The sequence below is a fragment of the Streptomyces sp. NPDC094032 genome (assembly GCF_040303965.1).
Classification (GTDB): Bacteria; Actinomycetota; Actinomycetes; order Streptomycetales; family Streptomycetaceae; genus Streptomyces.
The window spans coordinates 64,347-84,527 of sequence record NZ_JBEOUE010000004.1 but is presented as its reverse complement, the minus strand read 5'-3'; the positions used below and the strand labels follow the sequence as shown (position 1 = coordinate 84,527).

Sequence of the window (20,181 nt, the reverse complement as noted above, 5' to 3'; positions counted from 1 at the left end):
CTCCCTCCCCGCCCGCCGTATTCCGGGCCCCGCACCAGTCGTTCCGCCCCCGTCGTCCGGCTTCACTGGCGCCATGGACCTGAACACGGTGGCGGACGTGCGCGACGCCCGGCTGCGCGAGCCCTGGCGGCCGGGGGACGCGTGGCTCGGCGGCGGCACGTACCTCTTCTCCGAACCGCAGCCGCACCTGCGGCGGCTGATCGACCTGGGCCGGATGGGCTGGGAGCCGCTGACCCGGCACCCGGACGGTTCGCTGGAGATCGCCGCGACCTGCACGATCGCGACGCTCTCGCGGTTCGGGCGGCGGGGCCTCGACGCGGTGGCGGCGCCGCTGTTCGAGCAGTGCTGCCGGGCCTTCCTCGCCTCGTTCAAGATCTGGAACATGGCCACCGTCGGCGGCAACCTCTGCAACGGGCTGCCCGCCGGGCCGATGATCTCGCTGACCGCCGCCCTCGACGGCAGCTGTCTGCTCCAGGCCCAGGACGGCTCGCTGCGCGAGGTGAAGGTCGTCGACTTCGTCACGGGCGCCGGGCGCAAGGACCTCGCGCCGGGCGAGCTGCTGCGGTCCGTCACCCTGCCCGGCCGGGCCCTGGAGTGCCGTACGGCGTTCCGGCAGGCGTCGCTGTACGGGCTCGGCCGCTCCGGCGCGCTGGTCATCGGCGCCCTCGACCCGGTCGACGGCTCGCTGGCGGTGACGATCAGCGCGGCGACCGTACGCCCGTTCCGGCTCTGGTTCCCGCTGCCGCCCTCGCGCGCCAAGCTGCGCGCCGCCATCGAGCTGGCCGTCGGGGACGGGGACTGGTTCGACGACATCCACGGACTCCCCGCGTGGCGGCGGCACATGGGCTTCCGGCTCGCCGAGGAGGTCCGCCGCGAACTCACCACCGGCCCCGCCGGCCCCGCCGCCCCCGCCGACCCTCAGGAGCGTGCCCGATGAGCTTCCGCGTCCAGGTCAACGACCGTCCCTTCGAGGACGAGCCCCGGGCCGGCCAGTGTCTGCGCACCTATCTGCGCGAGCGCGGCTGGTTCGGCGTGAAGAAGGGCTGCGACGCCGGGGACTGCGGCGCCTGCACCGTCCACGTCGACGGGGAGCCCGTGCACAGTTGCCTGTATCCGGCGGTGCGGGCGGCGGGCCGGGCCGTCACCACGGTCGAGGGGCTCGCCTCCCCGGACGGTGAACTCCACCCCGTACAACAGAAGTTCCTTGCCGCGCAGGGCTTCCAGTGCGGGTTCTGCACGGCCGGGTTCCTGATGACCACCGCCGCCCTGGAGGCCGAGCGGGGCACCGAGCACGACGACGGCAAGCTGGACGACCTGCCGCGCGCCTTCAAGGGCAACATCTGCCGCTGCACCGGCTACCGGGCCGTCGAGGACGCCGTGCGCGGGGTCGCGCACACCGAACGCCCGTGCGCGGGGCAGGCGGTGGGCCGCAACGTCGGCGCCCCGGCCGGACCGCAGGTGGTCACCGGCACCGCCCGCTACACCTTCGACGTGCAGGTCCCCGGCCTGCTCCACATGAAGCTGCTGCGCTCCCCGCACCCGCACGCCCGGATCCTCGCGATCGACACCGCCACCGCCCTGCGGGTCCCCGGCGTGGTCGCCGTCCTCACCCACGAGGACGCGCCGGACACCCTCTACTCCAGCGCCCGGCACGAGCACCCGACGGAGGACCCGGACGACACCCGGGTGCTCGACGACGTCGTCCGGTACGTGGGCCAGCGGGTCGCCGCCGTCGTCGCCGACAGCGAGCAGGCGGCCGAGGAGGGCTGCCGCCGGATCGAGGTGACGTACGAGGAACTGCCGTACGTCATCGACCCGGAGGCCGCGATGCGCCCCGGCGCGCCCGTCGTCCACGCGGGCAAGGGGCCCGAGGCGCGGATCGCCCGGGTCGAGAACAACGTGGCGGGCGAGGTGCACGGGGAGATCGGCGACGTCGAGGCCGGTTTCGCCGAGGCGGACGTCGTGTACGAGGAGACCTTCCGCACCCAGCGCGTCCAGCACGCCAGCCTGGAGACCCACGGCTGCGTCGCGTACTTCGAGCCGAAGGAGGACGGCACGGGCGAGCGCCTGACCGTGCGCTCCTCCACCCAGACGCCGTTCCTCACCCGGCGCGCCCTGTGCGCCCTCTACGGCCTGCGCGAGGACGAGGTGCGGGTGGTCGCGGGCCGGGTCGGCGGCGGCTTCGGCGGCAAGCAGGAGATGCTGACGGAGGACATCGTGACCCTCGCCGCGCTCAGGCTGCGGCGGCCGGTGAAGCTGGAGTACACCCGCGCCGAGCAGTTCTACGGGGCCACCACCCGCCACCCCTTCACCATCGGCATCAAGGTCGGCGCCCGCGCGGACGGGACGCTGACGGCGGTGCGGATGCGGGTCGTGTCCAACACGGGCGCGTACGGGAACCACGGCCCGGCCGTGATGTTCCACAGCGTCGGTGAGTCCTTCGCCGTCTACCGCGCCCCGCACAAGAAGGTCGACGCCTACTCCGTCTACACCAACGCCGTCCCGGCGGGCGCCTTCCGCGGCTACGGCCTCGGCCAGGTCACCTTCGCCGTCGAGTCCGCCATGGACGAACTGGCCCGCCGCCTGGACATGGACCCGCTCGCGCTGCGCGAGAAGAACGTCATCGGGCCCGGCGAGGGCATGCACAGCCCGATCGGCGAGGAGGAGGACCTGCACATCGCCTCGTACGGGCTCGACCAGTGCCTCGCGGTCGTCCGCAAGGCGCTCGCCGAGGACCGCAGCGCCGAGGACGCCCCCGAGGGGTGGCTGGTCGGCCAGGGCACCGCCATGGCGATGATCGCCACCGGCCCGCCCGGCGGCCACTACGCCGACGCCCGGGTCTCGCTGCTCGCGGACGGCACGTACGACATCGCCGTCGGCACCGCCGAGTTCGGCAACGGCACCACGACCGTCCACAAGCAGATCACCGCCGGGGCCCTGCACACCACCGAGGACCGGCTCACGGTCCGCCAGTCCGACACCGACGTCGTACGTCACGACACCGGCGCCTTCGGCTCCGCCGGGACCGTCGTCGCGGGCAAGGCCGTGCTGCTGGCCGCGGGCTCGCTCGCGGAACGGCTGCGGAGCCTCGCCGCCCGGCACACCGGCGTCGCCCGGCACCTGTGCGTGCTCGGCGCGGAGAGCATCGACTGCGCCGGGCGGACCGTCCCACTCAAGGAGCTGTACGAGGCGGCGCACGCGCTGGGCGCGGCGGAGGAGCTGGCGGCCGACGGGCACTGGGGCGGCTCGCCGCGCTCGGTGGCCTTCAACGCGCAGTGGTTCCGCGTCGCGGTGGATCCCGGCAGCGGGGAGATCCGCATCCTGCGCAGCGTCCACGCCGCCGACGCGGGCAAGGTCATGAACCCCATGCAGTGCCGGGGCCAGGTCGAGGGCGGTGTCGCCCAGGCCCTCGGCGCGACGCTCTTCGAGAACGTCCGGATCGACGAGCGGGGCGAGGTGACGACGGCGGCGTTCCGGCGCTACCGGCTCCCGCAGTTGGCGGACGTGCCCAGGACCGAGGTCCACTTCACCGAGACGACCGACTCCATCGGCCCGCTGGGCGCCAAGTCCATGAGCGAGAGCCCCTTCAACCCGGTCCCCCCGGCCTTCGCCAACGCCCTGCGCGACGCGACCGGCATCCGCTTCACCGAGGCGCCGTTCACCCGCGACCGGGTGTGGGTAGCACTGGACCGGGCGGCCCGGGGAGTTGGCGTATAGGACCGGAAGGTGCGCCCGCTCTCCTCGTAGCAAGCTCACAAATGCCGGGCCTCTGCGGGGATTTGGACCGCAGGCACGGTTCCGCTCCCCGTGGCCGGGTATGCAGTCGGGCAGCCAGGCGACGCAGGACGCCGCGGGACGACGCGGGAAGGGGAACGACGATGACCGGAGCCGTCACCGGAGCCTTCGCCCTGTGGGGAGAGCTGGCGCGACCCGGCACGCTGACCGTCGCCGACCTGCGGCGGGAGTGGACCGCGCACCGGGCCCGGGTCGTCTTCGACTGCGCCACCGCCGGGCCGCAGCACCACACCTTCGAGGGCCCGCTGCTGCGCGAGGTCGTGGGCCGCGCCCGCCCGGAGTTCGACCCGGCCCGGCGCAAGGAGCGCTCACGCTTCCTGCTGACGGTGAGCGGCGGCGACGGGCACCACACGGTGCTGTCCTGGGCGGAGATCGACGCCGACTTCGGCGACGCCCCCGTGCTCCTGGCCACCCGGATGGACGGCGAGGAACTGGACGCGGCTGGCACCCAGTTGGTCGTCCCCTCGGACCGCTGCGGCGCCCGGTACGTGAGCGCCGTGACCGGGATCTGGGTCGGCACCCTGCCCGTCGACGCGTGTCGGATACACGCACAATAGGACGGTACGTCCATACTCGCCGCATGCAAGATCCTTTCGATGTCGCCCTCGTCCTGCACCCCACGCCGCCACTCCTCCGGCCGCATTCCCCGACGGGACGGGCCCGGGACGGGGTAGACACCCCGTGTGAACATGACGTCCAGGACTCCTCGTATCGAGCGGCTCCTCCAGGACGGGGTCCGCTCCCTCGTCTTCCCCGGGGCCGCGTGGGCCGTCGGTGACGCCGGCGGGACGGTGGCGGGCGGGGCCGTCGGGGTGCTCGATCCCGCGCGGGGCGACGGGCCCACGCGGCCCGACACCCTCTTCGACCTGGCCAGCCTCACGAAGGTGATCGCGGTGTGGCCGGTCGTGGGCACGCTGGTCGAGGCCGGGAAGCTGCACCTCCACACGCCGCTGGGCACCTTCTGGCCGGAGGTCGCCGGACAGCCGCTGGCCCCGGTGACCCCGCACCAGCTCCTCACCCACACGGCGGGACTGCCGCTGCGGGCCAACCTGCGGCAGCTGTACGGGTCCGACCCCCAGGACGTACGGGACGGGGTGCTGCGCGAGGAGCTGCGGCGGCGGCCCGGCGAGGCCGTCGAGTACACCGACCGGGCGGCACTCGTGCTCGGCTATCTCGCCGAGTTCCTCACCGGGCGGCCGCTGCGGGAGCTGGCGGCGGACCGGATCTGGGGGCCGCTCGGCATGACGGAGACCCGGTACGGGCCGCTGGCGGCGGCCGTGGCCGCGCGCTGCGCGCCGACGGAGTTCGACGACGCGAGCGGCGCCCACCTGAAGGGCACCGTGCACGACTTCTCCAGCCGGCTGCTCGGGGGCGCGTGCGGGATAGCGGGCGCCTTCTCCACGGCGGGGGACCTGGGGCGCTTCCTCGCGTACGCGCTGGCACCCGGGGCCGGTCCGGCGGGTCCGGCGGGTCCCTTCGGGCCCGGCTGGGTGGCGGAGTCGCTCCGGATCCGCACCGGTGAACTCGCCCCGCCACGCGGCCTGTTCTGGCATCTCGCGCCGGGCACGGGGGTGGCGGAGGACGTGTGGACGCACTACGGCTTCACCGGCACCGGCATGTGGGTCAGCCCCACCCGGGGCCGCTGGGCGGTGCTGCTCACCAACAAGCTCTACTTCACCCGGGAGACCGGCCCGGTGACGGCGGTGCGCGACGCGTTCCGGGCGGCGGTCTTTGCGACCACGTGACCGGAGGGCGGTGAAGTCGTTGCACGCCGTAAACGATCACGTAGGCGAACGGCAGTGGAGGCGCGGCAGTGGGTGACGAGCGGTCGGTGCTGGTCAAGGAGCTGGTCGAGACGCGGGGCGGGGAGCCGGTCCTGGGCGGGGCGGAGGGCGTGCCGCGGGCGGCCGGGGAGGTGGCCGCGGGGTACGCGGTGGTGCACGGCTTCGCGAACTTCTACGCGATGACCGCCCGCGCCGACCGGGCCGTCGTCGAGCGGGTCAACCTGCTGAAGGGGCGCCCGGCCGGGCAGACCGGCAGCGTCACGACCGTGCCGTCCGCCCTGCCCGGCCTGTTCGACTGGACCCGGCTGCCCGCGGAGCTGCCCCGGCGGCAGGTCCGGTCGCTGATGGAGGAGCTGTACGGGCTCGGCCCGTTCGGCTTCCGGGGGCCGGCGGCGGAGCGGGTGCCGGGGCATCTGACGGCGGTCCAGGACGGGGTGCCGACCGTGCAGGTCATCGCGCCGGGCCGGGCCTGCCCGTCGAACGCGTTCTTCGCGGCGGCCCTGGAGCGCACCGGCGCGGAGTTCCTGTTCATCACCTCGGCCAACCGCTCGCGGGAGCTGCCGCACTGGCGGGCCGAGGGGGTCGTCGCGGACTTCGGGCGCGAGCCGGGCCTTCGGATCCTCGCGCACGCGGACGACGCCGCCGCCCGGCGCGGGTATCCGCACCATGAGCCGGTGTCGACGAGTGTGGTCTCGTTCCACCGCGCGGCGGGCCGGGGGCGTTCGGGGCTGCCCGCGCTCACCCTGGAACGCCAGGGTTCCCTGTCGGCCGACCACATCCGCTCGGTCGCCGCCAACCACGGCTTCGCCCTGGCCCTCGCCCCGGCGGCGGCGGTCCGGGCGCGGGCCCGCGCCTATGTGCCGGTGCCGGGCGGTCAGGCGCGGTAGGCGCGCAGGAAGGCGGCCACTCCCCCGGTGAGCAGACGGTCGGTCTCCTCCTGCGGGAGCGGCACCACGCCGTAGTGGGAGCGTTGGACGATGGTGGCCGAGCTGAGGGCCAGGTAGTGGACGGCGGCGAGGGCCGCGTCGCCGTGCACGTCGAGCAGGCCCGCGTCGGCGAGCCCGGCCAGGGCCTCGGTGAGGGCGTCGGCGACCGGGGCGGGTCCTGCCTGCTGCCAGGCGCCCATGACGTCGGCGGGGAGGTGTCCGGCCTCGGCGTGGATGTGCCGGACGAGCGCGAAGTGGTCCGGGTATTCGGCGATCAGGTCGGTGAACGCGTAGGCCAGGGCGACCAGATCGCGTTCCAGCAGGTCGGGGTGGGGCGGCCGGGCGGGATCCAGGAGGGCGTGCAGCCTGGCGAGTTGAGCGTCGCGGACGGTGTTGGCGGTCCAGGTGATGACCGTACGGAAGAGTTCCGCCTTGCCGCCGGGGAAGTGGTTGTAGACGGTGCGCGTGGAGACGCCGGCCGCGGCGGCGAGCGAGTCGACGGAGGCGCGCGCGTAGCCCTCGTGGCCGAAGACGCCGCAGGCGGCGCGGACCATCGCGAGCTGCTTCTCCAGTTTGCGGGGCGGGATCTCGCGCCGCGCCCGCTCGATCCAGGCCTCGTTGCCGCTGCCCATGCACTCCTCCTCGTCGACACCGCAGCGTAACCGCCACGGTGAACTACAACGAGCGTTGCACTTTCTACAACGCTCGTTGTACTTTACTGGAACGCGCCGGACGCAGCCCGTGTCCGCAGCGCTCCGTACCGCTCAGGGGGGACCCCGCCATGCCCGACACCACCGCCACCACCACCGACACCACCGCCGCCGCTCCGCTGCGTGTCGCCGTCCTCGTCGCCAGCGTCCGCGAGGGGCGTCAGGGCGGCGCCGTCTCCGACTGGTTCCTCGACGTCGCCGGGCGCCACGGCGGCCTGGAGTTCGATGTCGTCGACCTCGCCGAGGTCGACCTGCCGCTCGTCATGCCGGGCTGGGGCGGACAGCCGGACGCGCGGGCCGCCGCCGCGCTCGCCGAGGTCTCGCCGCGGCTCGCCGCCGCCGACGCCTTCGTGGTCGTCACGCCCGAGTACAACCACAGCTTCCCCGCCGCCCTGAAGAACCTCATCGACTGGCACCACGAGCAGTGGCACGCCAAGCCCGTCGGCTTCGTCTCCTACGGCGGCCTCGGCGGCGGACTGCGCGCCGTCGAGCAGCTCCGGACGGTCTTCGCCGAGCTGCACGCCACCACCGTCCGCGACTCCGTCAGCCTGCACGGCCCCTGGTCCGGGCTCGGCCCGGACGGCACCCCGCGCGACACCGCCGTCGCCGAGGGCGCGGCGAAGGGGATGCTCGGCCAGCTCATCTGGTGGGGGCGGGCGCTGCGCACCGCCAGGACCGCGCTGCCCTACCAGGCCTGAGCGGAGGTCGCCCGATGAGCACCGCGGCACCCCGTGCCGGGCGGGCTGCCACGACCGACGCCCCAGCGGGCACCCCGCTGGGCCGGGTCCTCACCGTCGTCGTCATCGGCTCGGTGATGTCCGTCCTCGACGTGACCATCGTCAACGTCGCCCTGCGCAAGCTGTCCGAGGTCTTCGACGCCCCGCTGGCCACCATCCAGTGGACCGCGACCGCCTACTCCCTCGCCCTGGCGGCCGTCATCCCGACCGCCGCCTGGGCCATGGGCCGGATCGGCGCCAAGCGCACGTACCTCACCGCCCTCGCCCTGTTCACCCTCGGCTCGCTGCTCGCCGCGTTCGCGTGGGACGCGGGCAGCCTGATCGCCTTCCGCGCGGTCCAGGGGCTCGGCGGCGGGCTGCTCATGCCGGTGGGCATGGCCATGGTGATGCGGGCCGCCGACCCCGCGCGCTTCGGGCGGGCGATGGCCCTGCTCGGACTACCCATCCTGGTCGGTCCCGTGGCTGGGCCCGCGCTCGGCGGCTGGCTGCTCGACGCCGTCTCCTGGCACTGGATCTTCCTGGTCAACCTGCCGGTCGGCGCGGTCGCGCTGTTCCTCGCCGCCCGGCTGCTGCGCCCCGACGCCCCGCGCCCCGGGGCCCCGGCGCCCCGCCTCGACGTCCCGGGTCTGCTGACCCTCTCCCCCGGCCTCGCGCTGCTCCTGTACGGGCTCGCGCGCGGCGGCGAGACCGGCGACTTCACCGCCCCGGGGACGCTGGCCCCCACCCTCGCCGGGCTGCTGCTCGTCGCCGCCTTCGTCCGGCGGGCCCTGACGGTCCGTGAGCCCCTGCTCGACCTGCGCCTGCTGCGGGACCGCACCTTCGCGATCGGCATCGCCACCCTGGCCCTGTTCACCTGCGGCTACTTCGGCTCGATGCTCCTCGCCCCCATGTACTGGCAGGAAGTGCGCGGCTTCGACGCGACCACCGCCGGGCTGCTCGTCGCCCCGGTCGGGCTGACGGTCGGCGTGACCATGCAGATCGCCGCCCGCCGCGTCGACACGGCCTCGCCCCGGCGGCTGATCCCGGCCGGTGCCGCCCTCGCCGCCCTCGGCATGGCGCTGACGGCCCTGGAGACCGGCACACCGGGGGTGGCGCCCTGGCGGGTGGTCGCCGCCGCGATGGTGATGGGCATGGGCGCGGGCATGGTCCTGATGCCCACGATGACCACGGCCACCCGCTCCCTCCCCAAGGACCGCATGGCCGCCGCCAGCACCGCGCTCGGCATCAACTCCCAGCTCGGCGCCGCGATCGGCACCGCCCTGTGCTCGGTCGTCCTGACCACGGCCGGCATCCACCCGTCCGGCTTCCGCACCGCCTTCGCGGTGGCCGCGGCCCTCCTGGCGGCGGCGGTGCTCCCGGCCCTGCTGCTGCCGGGCCGGGTGCGGCGTACACCGTGAGCGAGCTCAGCGCGGCCCCGCCGGGGCCAAAGGCACCGTGATCGCCATCGACAGCCCCCCGCCCGGGGTGTCCTCGGCGGTGACCGCCCCGCCCATGGCCTCGACGAAGCCGCGGGCGACCGCCAGGCCGAGGCCCACGCCCGCGCCGCGCGGGGCGTCCCCGTACCGCTGGAAGGGGGCGAAGATGCGGTCCTTCGCGTCGTCCGGGACGCCCGGGCCCCGGTCGACGACCCGGATCTGGACCTGGCCGGCGACGGCGCCCGCCGAGACCAGGACGGGGACGCCGGCGGGGCTGTACTTGACCGCGTTCTCGACGATGTTGGCGACCGCCCGCTCCAGGAGACCCCGGTCGACGGCGACCATCGGAAGCGTCTCGGGGATGTCGAGCTCGACGCTCCCGTCGGGGACGCCGCCGAGGGCCATCGGCACCACCTCGTCCAGGTCCGTCTCGCGGATCACGGGCGTCACCGTGCCGGTCTCAAGACGGGACATGTCGAGGAGGTTGCCGACCAGGTGGTCCAGGCGGTCCGCGCCGTCCTCGATGCCCTCCAGGAGCAGGGCCTGGTCCTCCTCGGACCACTCGACGTCGTCCGAACGCAGCGAGGACACCGAGGCCTTGATGCCGGCCAGCGGCGTGCGCAGGTCGTGGCTGACGGCGGCGAGCAGCGAGGTGCGGATCTTGTTGCCCTCGGCCAGCCTGCGGGCCTCCTCCGCCTCCCCGACCAGCCGCTGGCGCTCCAGGACGACGGCGGTCTGCGCGGCGAACGCGCCGAGCACCCGCCGGTCCTCGGCGGGCAGCACCCGGCCGGTCAGGACGAGCACCAGATGGTCGCCGACCGCCATCTCGACGTCCGCGTCCTCGGGCCGCGCCACCCGGTCGGCACCGCCCGCGCTCGTGACGCAGGTCCACGGCTCGACGTCCCCGGCCCGCTCGAAGAGGGCGACGGACTCCATGGAGAAGGTCTCGCGGAGCTGCTCCAGGAGGGCGTCGAGCCCGGTCTCGCCCCGCAGCACGCTGCCCGCGAGGAACGACAGGGTCTCCGCCTCGGCGCGCAGCCGGGCCGCCTGGTGGGTGCGGCGGGCCGCGAGGCTCACCACGGAGGCGACGGACGCGCCGACGCCCACGAAGATGAGCAGCGCGACCATGTTCTCCGGGTCGGCTATGGTCAGTTCGCCGATCGGCGGGGTGAAGCAGTAGTTGATGACGAGCGACCCGACGGCCGCCGAGGCGAGCGCCGGGAGCAGCCCGCCGAGCAGCGCCGCCGCGACCGTCAGCGTCAGGAAGAGCAGCATGTCGTTGGCGAGCCCCATGCCGGGGGCGAGCTCCGCGAGGAGCAGCGCCAGGGGCAGCGGCCCGGCCACGCCCACGAGCCAGCCCCACACGATCCGGGCCCGGGACAGATGCGCGCCGCGCACGACCGGCAGGTGGCGGCCCTTCGCCATGGCGTCGTGGGTGACGATGTGGACGTCGAGGTCGGGGCCCGACTCGCGGGCGACGGTGGCGCTGACGCCGGGGCTGAGCACGGACTGCCAGGAGCGGCGGCGGCTGACCCCGAGGACGATCTGGGTCGCGTTGACGCCCCGCGCGAACGAGAGCAGCCCGGCCGGGACGTCGTCGCCGACCACATGGTGGAAGGTGCCGCCCAGGTCCTCGACGAGGGTGCGCTGGACGGCGAGTTCCTTGGGCGAGGCGGAGGTCAGGCCGTCGCTGCGGGAGATGTAGACGGCGAGGACCTCGCCGCCCGCGCCCTTCTCGGCCAGCCGGGCGGCCCGCCGGATCAGGGTGCGCCCCTCGGGGCCGCCGGTGAGGCCGACGACGATGCGTTCCCTGGAGGCCCAGATGGTGGAGACCCGGTGCTCGGTCCGGTACTCCTGGAGGTATTCGTCGACGCGGTCGGCGGTCCACAGCAGCGCCAGCTCCCGCAGCGCCGTCAGGTTCCCCGGCCGGAAGTAGTTCGACAGGGCCGCGTCGACCTTGTCCGGCTTGTAGATGTTGCCGTGTGCCATCCGCCGCCGCAGCGCCTGCGGCGACATGTCCACCAGCTCTATCTGGTCCGCCCGCCGCACCACCTCGTCCGGCACGGTCTCGCGCTGCCGCACTCCCGTGATCGACTCGACGACGTCGCCCAGCGACTCCAGATGCTGGATGTTCACCGTCGAGACGACGTCGATCCCGGCCGCGAGCAGCTCCTCCACGTCCTGCCACCGCTTGGAGTTGCGGGAGCCGGGCACGTTGGTGTGCGGGAGTTCGTCCACCAGCGCGACGGCGGGACGGCGCGCGAGGACCGCGTCTATGTCCATCTCCGGAAAGACGGCGCCCCGGTACTCGATCTCCCGGCGCGGCACCTGCTCCAGACCGTGCAGCATCACCTCGGTGCGCGGCCGGTTGTGGTGCTCCACGAACGCGACGACGCAGTCCGTGCCGCGCTCGACCCGCCGGTGCCCCTCGGAGAGCATCGCGTACGTCTTGCCGACGCCGGGCGCGGAGCCGAGGTAGATGCGCAGCCGGCCCCGCCTAGCCACGGGCCGCGCCCTCGGGACCCGTCGGCTCGAACCGGTAGCCCATGCCCGCCTCCGTGATCAGATAGCGCGGGTGCGAGGGGTCGGGCTCCAGCTTGCGCCGCAGCTGGGCCATGTACACGCGCAGGTAGTTGGTGTTGCCCCGGTAGCCCGCGCCCCAGACCTCCTCCAGGAGGTGCCGCTGGGCGACCAGCCGGCCGGGGTTGCGGATCAGGATGTCGAGCAGGTGCCACTCGGTCGGGGTGAGCCGGACGTCCCGGTCCCCCCGGCGTACCTTCTTGGCGACCAGGTCGACGGTGAAGTCCTCGGTCGCCACGACGGTGACCTCGGTGTCGGGGACGGCCTCCCTGCGGCGGGCGGCGGCCCGCAGCCGGGCGAGGAGCTCGTCCATGCTGAACGGCTTGGTCATGTAGTCGTCGGCGCCGACGTCGAGCGCGTGCACCTTCTCCTCGGAGGCGCTGCGGGCGGACAGCACGAGGATCGGCACCCGGCTCCAGCCGCGCAGCCCCGCGATGACGTCGAGGCCGTCCATGTCGGGCAGCCCGAGGTCGAGGACGACGACGTCGGGCCTGCGGTCGGCGGCGAGCCGGAGGGCGGTGGCCCCGTCGGGCGCGGCGTCGACCTCGTACGTCCGCGCCTGGAGGTTGATGACCAGCGCCCGCGCGAGCTGCGGGTCGTCCTCCACGACCAGTACCCGGGTCATCGTGCGGCCTTCCTGTTCATGGCCCCGCGGGCCCGGGAGGTCGTTCCCGGGCCCGCGGGGCCTGCTGCGTGCGGTGGTGCGTGTCAGCCCTTGGCCGCCACGAGTGCCTTCAGCGCGATGTTGAGCTGGAGGACGTTGACCCGCGGCTCGCCGACGAAGCCGAGGATCCGGCCGTCGGTGTGGTCGGCGACCAGCTTGTCGACCGCGGCGACGTCCAGCTTGTTGAGCTCGGCGACCCGGTGGACCTGGATCTTCGCGTACTCCGGGGAGATGTGCGGGTCGAGGCCCGAGCCGGAGGAGGTGACGGCGTCCGCGGGGACGTCGGACGGCTTCACCTTGTAGCCGGCGGTGGAGTTGTCCTTGACCACGGCCGCCTTGGCGTCGGTCACCCACTTGATCAGGTCGGCGTTGTCGCCGGAGCGGTTCGTCGCACCCGAAAGGATCAGCTTGTACTGGGTGTTGACGCTGTTGCTGCCGAGGCCGTTCGAGGGGCGCGGCTGGAACCACTTGAGGTCCGGGCTCGCCGTCTCCTCGCCGGCCTTCAGCGGCAGGTTGTAGGTCTGGCCGATGAGTTCGGAGCCGACGACCTTCCCGCTCGCGTCCTTGATCTCGGAGCCGTTCGCCTTGTCGTGGAAGGCGAGTTGGGCCAGGCCGGTGACGGCGAGCGGGTAGAGCACGCCGCACACGACCGTGAGGACGAGGAGGGCGCGCAGGCCCGCCCAGAGCAACCGCCCTGCGTTTCCTACGGAGTTGTTCATTGCCGTCAGCCGATTCCGGGGATGAGGGAGAGGAGCAGGTCGATGATCTTGATGCCGATGAACGGGGCGATCAGGCCGCCGAGTCCGTACAGTCCGAGGTTGCGGCGCAGCATCTTGTCGGCGCTGGTCGGCCGGTAGCGGACGCCCTTCAGGGCGAGCGGCACGAGCGCGATGATGATCAGCGCGTTGAAGATGACGGCGGACAGGATCGCGGACTCCGGCGAGGCGAGCTGCATGATGTTCAGCTTGTCCAGGCCGGGGTAGGCAACCGCGAACATCGCGGGGATGATCGCGAAGTACTTGGCGACGTCGTTGGCGATGGAGAAGGTCGTCAGGGCGCCCCGGGTGATCAGGAGCTGCTTGCCGATCTCGACGATCTCGATGAGCTTGGTCGGGTTGGAGTCGAGGTCGACCATGTTGCCGGCCTCCTTCGCGGCCGACGTGCCCGTGTTCATCGCCACGCCGACGTCCGCCTGCGCGAGCGCCGGGGCGTCGTTGGTGCCGTCGCCGGTCATCGCGACCAGCTTGCCCCCGGCCTGCTCGCGCTTGATCAGCGCCATCTTGTCCTCGGGGGTGGCCTCGGCGAGGAAGTCGTCGACACCGGCCTCCTCGGCGATGGCCTTGGCGGTCAGCGGGTTGTCACCCGTGATCATGATCGTCTTGATGCCCATGCGGCGCAGCTCGTCGAACCGCTCGCGCATGCCCTCCTTGACGACGTCCTTGAGGTGGATGACACCGAGGACCCGGGCGCCCTTGTCGTCCTTGACCGCCACGAGCAGCGGGGTGCCGCCTGCCTGGGAGATCGCGTCGGTCAGGTCCCGGGCGTCGGGGGCGACGGTGCCGCCCTGCTCCTCGACCCAGGCGATGACCGAGCCGGTCGCGCCCTTGCGGGTCTGCTTGCCGTCGACGTCCACGCCGGACATACGGGTCTGGGCGGTGAACTCGATCCAGGTGGCGTGCTCCAGCTCGCCCTGGTGGCGCTCGCGCAGCCCGTACTTGTCCTTGGCGAGGACGACGATCGAGCGGCCCTCGGGCGTCTCGTCGGCGAGCGAGGAGAGCTGGGCGGCGTCGGCGACCTCGGCCTCGGTGGTGCCCTTGACCGGGACGAACTCGGCGGCCTGGCGGTTGCCGAGGGTGATCGTGCCGGTCTTGTCGAGCAGCAGCGTCGACACGTCGCCGGCGGCCTCGACCGCGCGGCCCGACATCGCGAGGACGTTGCGCTGGACCAGCCGGTCCATGCCCGCGATGCCGATCGCGGAGAGCAGGGCGCCGATCGTCGTCGGGATGAGGCAGACCAGGAGCGCCGTGAGGACGATCATCGAGGTCTGCTTGTCGGCCCCGGCGTAGATCGCGAAGGGCTTCAGCGTGACGACCGCGAGCAGGAAGACGATGGTGAGGGACGCCAGCAGGATGTTGAGGGCGATCTCGTTGGGCGTCTTCTGCCGCGCGGCGCCCTCGACCAGGTTGATCATCCGGTCGATGAAGGTCTCGCCGGGCTTCGTCGTGATCTTGATGACGATCCGGTCGGACAGCACCTTCGTACCGCCGGTGACGGCCGAACGGTCGCCGCCGGACTCGCGGATGACGGGCGCGGACTCGCCGGTGATGGCCGACTCGTCGACGCTCGCAACGCCCTCGACGACGTCGCCGTCGCCGGGGATGACGTCGCCCGCCTCGCAGACCACCAGGTCGCCGATGCGCAGCTCGGTGCCGGGGACCTGCTCCTCGCCGGTCTTCGTCAGACGGCGGGCGACCGTGTCGGTCTTGGCCTTGCGCAGGGTGTCGGCCTGCGCCTTGCCGCGGCCCTCGGCGACGGCCTCGGCGAGGTTGGCGAAGACCGTGGTGAGCCAGAGCCAGGCGGTGATCGCCCAGCCGAACCAGTCGCCCGGGTTCTTGATCGCGAGCCCGGTGGTGACCACCGAGCCGACCAGGACCACGAACATGACCGGCGACTTGACCATCACGCGCGGGTCCAGCTTGCGGATCGCGTCCGGCAGCGACTTGAGCAGCTGCTTCGGGTCGAACAGGCCCGCGCCGACGCGGCCGGCCGACGGCGTGTGCCCGCCGGACAGGTCGTCGTGGGGCGCGACCCCCGAGGGGGCGGCGGAGGAGGTCGCTCGGGACATGGCGTCCTCTTGATTCTTTACGTCGGTGGTCATGCCGCGAGCCCTTCGGCGAGCGGGCCCAGCGCGAGGGCCGGGAAGTAGGTCAGACCGGTGATGATCATGATGGTGCCGACGAGGAGTCCGGTGAACAGCGGCTTCTCGGTGCGCAGGGTGCCCGCGGTCTCGGGGACGGGTGCCTGCTCGGCGAGCGATCCGGCCAGCGCGAGCACGAACACCATCGGCAGGAAGCGGCCGAGCAGCATCGCGATGCCGATCGTCGTGTTGAACCACTGGGTGTCGGCGTTCAGGCCCGCGAAGGCGGAGCCGTTGTTGTTGGCACCCGAGGTGTAGGCGTACAGGATCTCGGAGAAGCCGTGCGCGCCGGAGTTGGTCATCGAGTCCGCGGGCGTCGGCAGGGCCATCGCCAGCGCGGTGAAGGTCAGCACGAGGGCCGGGGTGATCAGGATGTAGCAGGCCGCGTACTTGATCTCGCGGGTGCCGATCTTCTTGCCCAGGTACTCGGGGGTGCGGCCGACCATCAGACCTGCGATGAACACCGCGATGATCGCCATGATCAGCATGCCGTAGAGGCCGGAGCCGACACCGCCGGGCGCGATCTCGCCGAGCTGCATGCCCAGCATGGTGATGCCGCCGCCGAAGCCGGTGTACGAGGAGTGGAAGGAGTTCACGGCGCCGGTCGAGGTCAGCGTGGTCGCCACCGCGAAGATCGACGAGCCGCCGATGCCGAAGCGGGTCTCCTTGCCCTCCATGGCGCCGCCCGCGAGGTCGAAGGCGGGGCCCGGGTGGGCGAACTCGGTCCACATCATCAGGGCGGTGAAGCCGACCCAGATGGTGGCCATCGTCGCCAGGATCGCGTACCCCTGCTTGACCGAGCCGACCATGCGGCCGAAGGTGCGGGTCAGCGCGAAGGGGATGACCAGGATCAGGAAGATCTCGAAGAGGTTGGAGAGCCCGTTGGGGTTCTCGAAGGGGTGGGACGAGTTGGCGTTGAAGTAACCGCCGCCGTTCGTGCCCAGCTCCTTGATGACCTCCTGCGAGGCGACCGCGCCGCCGTTCCACTGCTGGGTGCCGCCCATGAACTGGCCGACCTCGTGGATGCCGGCGAAGTTCTGGATGGCGCCGGTGGCGACCAGCACGAGCGCGCCGATCACCGCGATCGGCAGCAGGATACGGACGGTGCCGCGGACCAGGTCGGCCCAGAAGTTGCCGAGCTCGCCGGTACGGGAGCGGGCGAAGCCGCGCACGAGGGCCACCGCCACGGCGATCCCCACCGCCGCCGAGACGAAGTTCTGCACCGCGAGGCCGCCGGTCTGCACGACGTGGCCCATGGCCTGCTCGCCGTAGTACGACTGCCAGTTGGTGTTGGCGACGAAGGACGCGGCCGTGTTGAAGGCCTGGTCCGGGTCGATGGAGACGAAGCCGAGCGAGCCGGGCAGGGAGCCCTGGAGCCGCTGGAGCAGATAGAGGAAGAGGACGCTCACCGCGGAGAAGGCGAGCACGCCGCGCAGATACGCGGGCCACCGCATCTCGGTGTCGGGATTGGCTCCGATGGCCTTGTAGATCCACTTCTCGGGCTTGAGGTGCTTCTCCGAGGAGTAGACCTTCGCCATGTAGTCACCCAGCGGCACATAGGACAGGCCGAGGGCGACGATCAGGGCGAGGAGCTGGAGGATGCCGGCGAGGACAGGGCTCATGTCGGGGCTCAGAACCTCTCCGGCTTGACGAGGGCGAGGACCAGATACCCCAGCAGGGCGACGGCGACGATGAGGCCGACGATGTTCTCGGCGTTCACAGCTTCGCCACCCCCTTGGCGATGAAGGCCACCAGCGCGAAGACCGCGATCGTGGTGACCACGAAGGCCAGGTCGGCCATCGTGAGCTCCTGACAGAGAGAGCGGATTTTTCTGACGTGCCGAGCAAACCGCTTTTCAGACACGTCACCGCCGCCGTTGACGGCCCCCTAACGCCGCCGGCGGTCCTCTTTACGCATCCTCTACGCCGGATCCGGTCAGCAGCCGGTCAGGACCCCGCCGAGACCGGTCACCACACCGCCGGGACCGGTCGGCGCCGCTCTTGACGCGCCCTTGTCGGGCCGCGTCAGAAGGCCGTCAACACCCTTCCGCCGGGGCCCCGCCCGGCCCCGATCGGCCCTAGATTCCTCCTCGGCCGCTCAGCTTCGAGGACGTCAGTGGCCTGACCGCCCTCGGAGGCAGCCGACGCGGCGCGCGCCTCCTCGCGCACCGCGCCCCGCCCGGCGGCCCGCCGGTCCCCCAGGACACCCATCCCTGGACCGGCGGGCCGCCGCCCCGGCGGCGGCCCCTTCCCGGCCGCACGGCCTCACGACCTCACGAAGGGGACCGCCATGTCCTCCGCCACCTCCCGGCGCGCCGTCCCGGGCGGCCTGCTCGACCCCGTACAACTCCTGACCTCGTTCCCCGAGGCCGTACGCAAACTGCATCCGCGCGCGCTCGTGCGCAATCCGGTGCTGTTCGTCGTCGCCGTCGGATCGGTCCTGACCACCCTGTCGGCGCTCGTCCACCCCTCCGTCTTCACCTGGGTGATCAGCGCCTGGCTCTGGCTGACGGTGATCTTCGCCAACCTCGCCGAGGCGGTCGCCGAGGGCCGGGGCCGGGCGCAGGCCGAGTCGCTGCGCCGGGCCCGTACGGACACGGTGGCGCTGCGGCTCAAGCACTGGCGGTACGGGACCAACGTCCACACCGCCGAGACGGAGGCGGTCGCCGCGACCGAGCTGCGCCAGTTCGACTTCGTCCTCATCGAGGCCGGGGAGCTGATCCCGGCGGACGGCGACGTCGTGGACGGGGTGGCGGCGGTCGACGAGTCGGCGGTGACCGGCGAGTCCGCCCCGGTGATCCGCGAGGCGGGCGGCGACCGCTCCGGCGTCACGGGCGGTACGACGGTGCTGTCCGACCGGATCGTGGTCCGGGTCACCTCCCGCCCCGGACACTCCTTCCTGGACCGGATGATCGCCCTGGTCGAGGGCGCGCGGCGGCAGAAGACGCCCAACGAGATCGCCCTGAACATCCTGCTCTCGGCGCTCACCATCGTCTTCGTCCTGGTGGTCCTCGCCCTCCAGCCGATGGCCCGCTACGCGGACGCCGCCCAGTCCACCACCGTCCTGGTCGCCCTCCTGGTCACCCTGATCCCCACCACGATCGGCGCCCTGCTCTCCGCGATCGGCATCGCGGGCATGGACCGGCTCGTCCAGCGCAACGTGCTCGCCATGTCGGGCCGCGCCGTCGAGGCGGCGGGCGACGTCGACACCCTGCTGCTCGACAAGACCGGCACCATCACCCACGGCAACCGCGAGGCCGCCGACTTCGTCCCGCTGCCCGGCGTCGACGCGGGGACGGTCGCCGACGCCGCCCAGCTCTCCTCGCTCGCCGACGAGACACCCGAGGGACGGTCCGTCGTCACCCTCGCCAAGGAGCGGTACGGGCTGCTGCCGCCGGCCCCCGGCGAGTTCGCGGAGGTGCGCTACGTCGAGTTCAGCGCCAGGACCCGGATGAGCGGGGTCGACCTGCGCTGGGAGAACGGGGCCGGCTGCGCCATCCGCAAGGGCGCCGCGGCCCAGGTGACCGAGTGGGTCACGCTGCGCGGCGGGCCCGTCCCCGCCGAGGCCAGGACCTGGGCCGACGCCATCGCCGCGAGCGGCGGCACCCCGCTGCTCGTGGCCGTGCACGACTGGGACGGGCCTCGGGTGCTCGGCATCGTGCACCTCAAGGACGTGGTGAAGGACGGCATCCGGGAGCGGTTCGGCGAGCTGCGCCGCATGGGCATCCGTACCGTCATGATCACCGGCGACAACCCGCTGACCGCCCGGGCCATCGCGCAGGAGGCGGGCGTCGACGACTTCCTCGCCGAGGCCACCCCCGAGGACAAACTGGCCCTGATCAAGCGCGAGCAGGCCGGCGGCAAGCTGGTCGCGATGACCGGCGACGGCACCAACGACGCCCCCGCCCTCGCCCAGGCGGACGTCGGCGTGGCGATGAACTCCGGGACCTCCGCCGCCAAGGAGGCCGGCAACATGGTCGACCTGGACTCCAACCCGACCAAGCTCATCGAGATCGTCGAGATCGGCAAACAGCTCCTCATCACCCGGGGCGCCCTGACGACCTTCTCCATCACCAACGACGTCGCCAAGTACTTCGCGATCATCCCCGCCATGTTCACCGGCGCCTACCCGGGCCTGGAGGCGCTCAACATCATGGGCCTGCACAGCCCGACCTCGGCGATCACCTCGGCCATCATCTTCAACGCCCTGATCATCGTGGCGCTGATCCCGCTCGCCCTGCGCGGCGTCCGCTACACCCCGGCCTCCGCGCACGAGCTGCTGCGCCGGAACCTGACGCTGTACGGGCTCGGCGGCCTGGTGCTGCCGTTCCTCGGCATCAAGGCGATCGACCTGCTGGTCTCGACGATCCCCGGCCTCGGGTGAACACCCGTCAGAAGAGCGTCAGAGAAAGCCCGTTGTCCTTGCCCGGCGACCGCCTCGACGCTTCGATGGGACATGTGAACAGCGCGTGGCTCCTGCTCGACCGGCCGCCTCATCAGGCGTCGCCGAGTCGCACGCCCCGCTGCCGTCCGGGCGCGTCCGCCCTGCGCTGACGCCTGCCCGCACTCCGCCACGGGGCGCCGTGACCGCTGAGGTCCGGCGCCCCGTTCTTCGTATCCCTTCATCCCTTCATCCCTTCACTCTCTCTGGACC

16 protein-coding genes are annotated in these 20,181 nt (G+C 72.6%); 8 read left to right on the top strand and 8 right to left on the bottom strand.

From position 1 onward, the window contains the following. Window positions 1-73 precede the first annotated feature (73 nt). From ABTZ54_RS08560 to ABTZ54_RS08540, 5 genes are all read left to right on the top strand, one after another. Complete coding sequence (locus ABTZ54_RS08560) at window positions 74-937, top strand: FAD binding domain-containing protein (protein ID WP_351658717.1); 864 nt, start codon at window positions 74-76, stop codon at window positions 935-937. Then, window positions 934-3,717, top strand: a complete 2,784-nt coding sequence (locus ABTZ54_RS08555) for a molybdopterin-dependent oxidoreductase (protein WP_351658715.1) — start codon at window positions 934-936, stop codon at window positions 3,715-3,717. The genes ABTZ54_RS08560 and ABTZ54_RS08555 overlap by 4 nt, the downstream gene beginning before the upstream one ends. A 161-nt stretch (window positions 3,718-3,878) precedes the next feature. After that, window positions 3,879-4,352: a molybdopterin-dependent oxidoreductase gene (locus ABTZ54_RS08550; protein WP_351658714.1), complete on the top strand. Its 474-nt coding sequence runs from the start codon at window positions 3,879-3,881 to the stop codon at window positions 4,350-4,352. 132 nt (window positions 4,353-4,484) lie between these two features. Next, a complete protein-coding gene (locus tag ABTZ54_RS08545) occupies window positions 4,485-5,540 on the top strand; it encodes a serine hydrolase domain-containing protein (RefSeq protein WP_351659165.1) in 1,056 nt (351 codons plus the stop codon). Between the two features lie 68 nt (window positions 5,541-5,608). After that, a complete protein-coding gene (locus tag ABTZ54_RS08540) occupies window positions 5,609-6,466 on the top strand; it encodes a hypothetical protein (protein WP_351658712.1) in 858 nt (285 codons plus the stop codon). On the opposite strand, the gene ABTZ54_RS08535 is transcribed toward ABTZ54_RS08540, so the two are convergent. Beyond that, window positions 6,454-7,137 carry a TetR/AcrR family transcriptional regulator gene (locus ABTZ54_RS08535; RefSeq protein WP_351658710.1) on the bottom strand — a complete coding sequence of 228 codons (684 nt, stop codon included), beginning with the start codon at window positions 7,135-7,137 and terminating at the stop codon, window positions 6,454-6,456. The genes ABTZ54_RS08540 and ABTZ54_RS08535 overlap by 13 nt on opposite strands. Window positions 7,138-7,286: 149 nt before the next feature. On the opposite strand from ABTZ54_RS08535, the gene ABTZ54_RS08530 reads away from it, so the two are divergent. Together ABTZ54_RS08530 and ABTZ54_RS08525 are read left to right on the top strand one after the other, a co-directional pair. Continuing rightward, window positions 7,287-7,913 carry an NADPH-dependent FMN reductase gene (locus tag ABTZ54_RS08530; protein WP_351658709.1) on the top strand — a complete coding sequence of 209 codons (627 nt, stop codon included), beginning with the start codon at window positions 7,287-7,289 and terminating at the stop codon, window positions 7,911-7,913. 14 nt (window positions 7,914-7,927) lie between these two features. After that, complete coding sequence (locus tag ABTZ54_RS08525) at window positions 7,928-9,349, top strand: DHA2 family efflux MFS transporter permease subunit (RefSeq protein ID WP_351658707.1); 1,422 nt, start codon at window positions 7,928-7,930, stop codon at window positions 9,347-9,349. Window positions 9,350-9,355: 6 nt separating this feature from the next. Here the strand turns inward: ABTZ54_RS08525 and ABTZ54_RS08520 are convergent, their stop codons facing one another. The 7 genes from ABTZ54_RS08520 to ABTZ54_RS08490 all read right to left on the bottom strand — a co-directional run bounded on the left by ABTZ54_RS08520 (window position 9,356) and on the right by ABTZ54_RS08490 (window position 17,391). Beyond that, complete coding sequence (locus tag ABTZ54_RS08520; protein ID WP_351658705.1) at window positions 9,356-11,872, bottom strand: ATP-binding protein; 2,517 nt, start codon at window positions 11,870-11,872, stop codon at window positions 9,356-9,358. After that, on the bottom strand, window positions 11,865-12,572 hold the full coding sequence (locus tag ABTZ54_RS08515; protein ID WP_351658703.1) for a response regulator: 708 nt from the start codon (window positions 12,570-12,572) through the stop codon (window positions 11,865-11,867). Before ABTZ54_RS08515 ends, ABTZ54_RS08520 begins: the two co-directional genes overlap by 8 nt. Window positions 12,573-12,655: 83 nt before the next feature. Further along, window positions 12,656-13,330, bottom strand: a complete 675-nt coding sequence (locus ABTZ54_RS08510) for a potassium-transporting ATPase subunit C (protein ID WP_351658702.1) — start codon at window positions 13,328-13,330, stop codon at window positions 12,656-12,658. A 5-nt stretch (window positions 13,331-13,335) separates the two neighbouring features. Beyond that, entirely contained in the window at window positions 13,336-15,489 is a 2,154-nt protein-coding gene (gene kdpB, locus ABTZ54_RS08505) for a potassium-transporting ATPase subunit KdpB (protein ID WP_351658700.1), read from the bottom strand. After that, complete coding sequence (gene kdpA / locus ABTZ54_RS08500; RefSeq protein WP_351658698.1) at window positions 15,486-17,150, bottom strand: potassium-transporting ATPase subunit KdpA; 1,665 nt, start codon at window positions 17,148-17,150, stop codon at window positions 15,486-15,488. Before kdpA ends, kdpB (ABTZ54_RS08505) begins: the two co-directional genes overlap by 4 nt. A gap of 8 nt (window positions 17,151-17,158) precedes the next feature. Then, on the bottom strand, window positions 17,159-17,248 hold the full coding sequence (kdpF, locus tag ABTZ54_RS08495; RefSeq protein WP_063785316.1) for a K(+)-transporting ATPase subunit F: 90 nt from the start codon (window positions 17,246-17,248) through the stop codon (window positions 17,159-17,161). Next, a complete protein-coding gene (locus ABTZ54_RS08490; RefSeq protein ID WP_351658696.1) occupies window positions 17,245-17,391 on the bottom strand; it encodes a hypothetical protein in 147 nt (48 codons plus the stop codon). Before ABTZ54_RS08490 ends, kdpF begins: the two co-directional genes overlap by 4 nt. 426 nt (window positions 17,392-17,817) lie before the next feature. Between ABTZ54_RS08490 and kdpB (ABTZ54_RS08485) the strand changes: the two genes are divergently transcribed. Next, window positions 17,818-19,911, top strand: coding sequence for a potassium-transporting ATPase subunit KdpB (gene kdpB, locus ABTZ54_RS08485; RefSeq protein WP_351658694.1), 2,094 nt, complete (start codon window positions 17,818-17,820; stop codon window positions 19,909-19,911). Window positions 19,912-20,181 lie beyond the last annotated feature (270 nt).

What these genes read in the sequence shown, in the direction of transcription:
- ABTZ54_RS08560 (WP_351658717.1), top strand. Translation starts at nt 74, where the DNA reads ATGGACCTGAACACGGTGGCGGACGTGCGCGACGCCCGGCTGCGCGAG.
- ABTZ54_RS08555 (WP_351658715.1), top strand. Translation starts at nt 934, where the DNA reads ATGAGCTTCCGCGTCCAGGTCAACGACCGTCCCTTCGAGGACGAGCCC.
- ABTZ54_RS08550 (WP_351658714.1), top strand. Translation starts at nt 3,879, where the DNA reads ATGACCGGAGCCGTCACCGGAGCCTTCGCCCTGTGGGGAGAGCTGGCG.
- ABTZ54_RS08545 (WP_351659165.1), top strand. Translation starts at nt 4,485, where the DNA reads ATGACGTCCAGGACTCCTCGTATCGAGCGGCTCCTCCAGGACGGGGTC.
- ABTZ54_RS08535 (WP_351658710.1), bottom strand. Translation starts at nt 7,137, where the DNA reads ATGGGCAGCGGCAACGAGGCCTGGATCGAGCGGGCGCGGCGCGAGATC.
- ABTZ54_RS08530 (WP_351658709.1), top strand. Translation starts at nt 7,287, where the DNA reads ATGCCCGACACCACCGCCACCACCACCGACACCACCGCCGCCGCTCCG.
- ABTZ54_RS08525 (WP_351658707.1), top strand. Translation starts at nt 7,928, where the DNA reads ATGAGCACCGCGGCACCCCGTGCCGGGCGGGCTGCCACGACCGACGCC.
- ABTZ54_RS08515 (WP_351658703.1), bottom strand. Translation starts at nt 12,572, where the DNA reads ATGACCCGGGTACTGGTCGTGGAGGACGACCCGCAGCTCGCGCGGGCG.
- ABTZ54_RS08510 (WP_351658702.1), bottom strand. Translation starts at nt 13,330, where the DNA reads ATGAACAACTCCGTAGGAAACGCAGGGCGGTTGCTCTGGGCGGGCCTG.
- kdpB (WP_351658700.1), bottom strand. Translation starts at nt 15,489, where the DNA reads ATGACCACCGACGTAAAGAATCAAGAGGACGCCATGTCCCGAGCGACC.
- kdpA (WP_351658698.1), bottom strand. Translation starts at nt 17,150, where the DNA reads ATGAGCCCTGTCCTCGCCGGCATCCTCCAGCTCCTCGCCCTGATCGTC.
- kdpB (WP_351658694.1), top strand. Translation starts at nt 17,818, where the DNA reads ATGTCCTCCGCCACCTCCCGGCGCGCCGTCCCGGGCGGCCTGCTCGAC.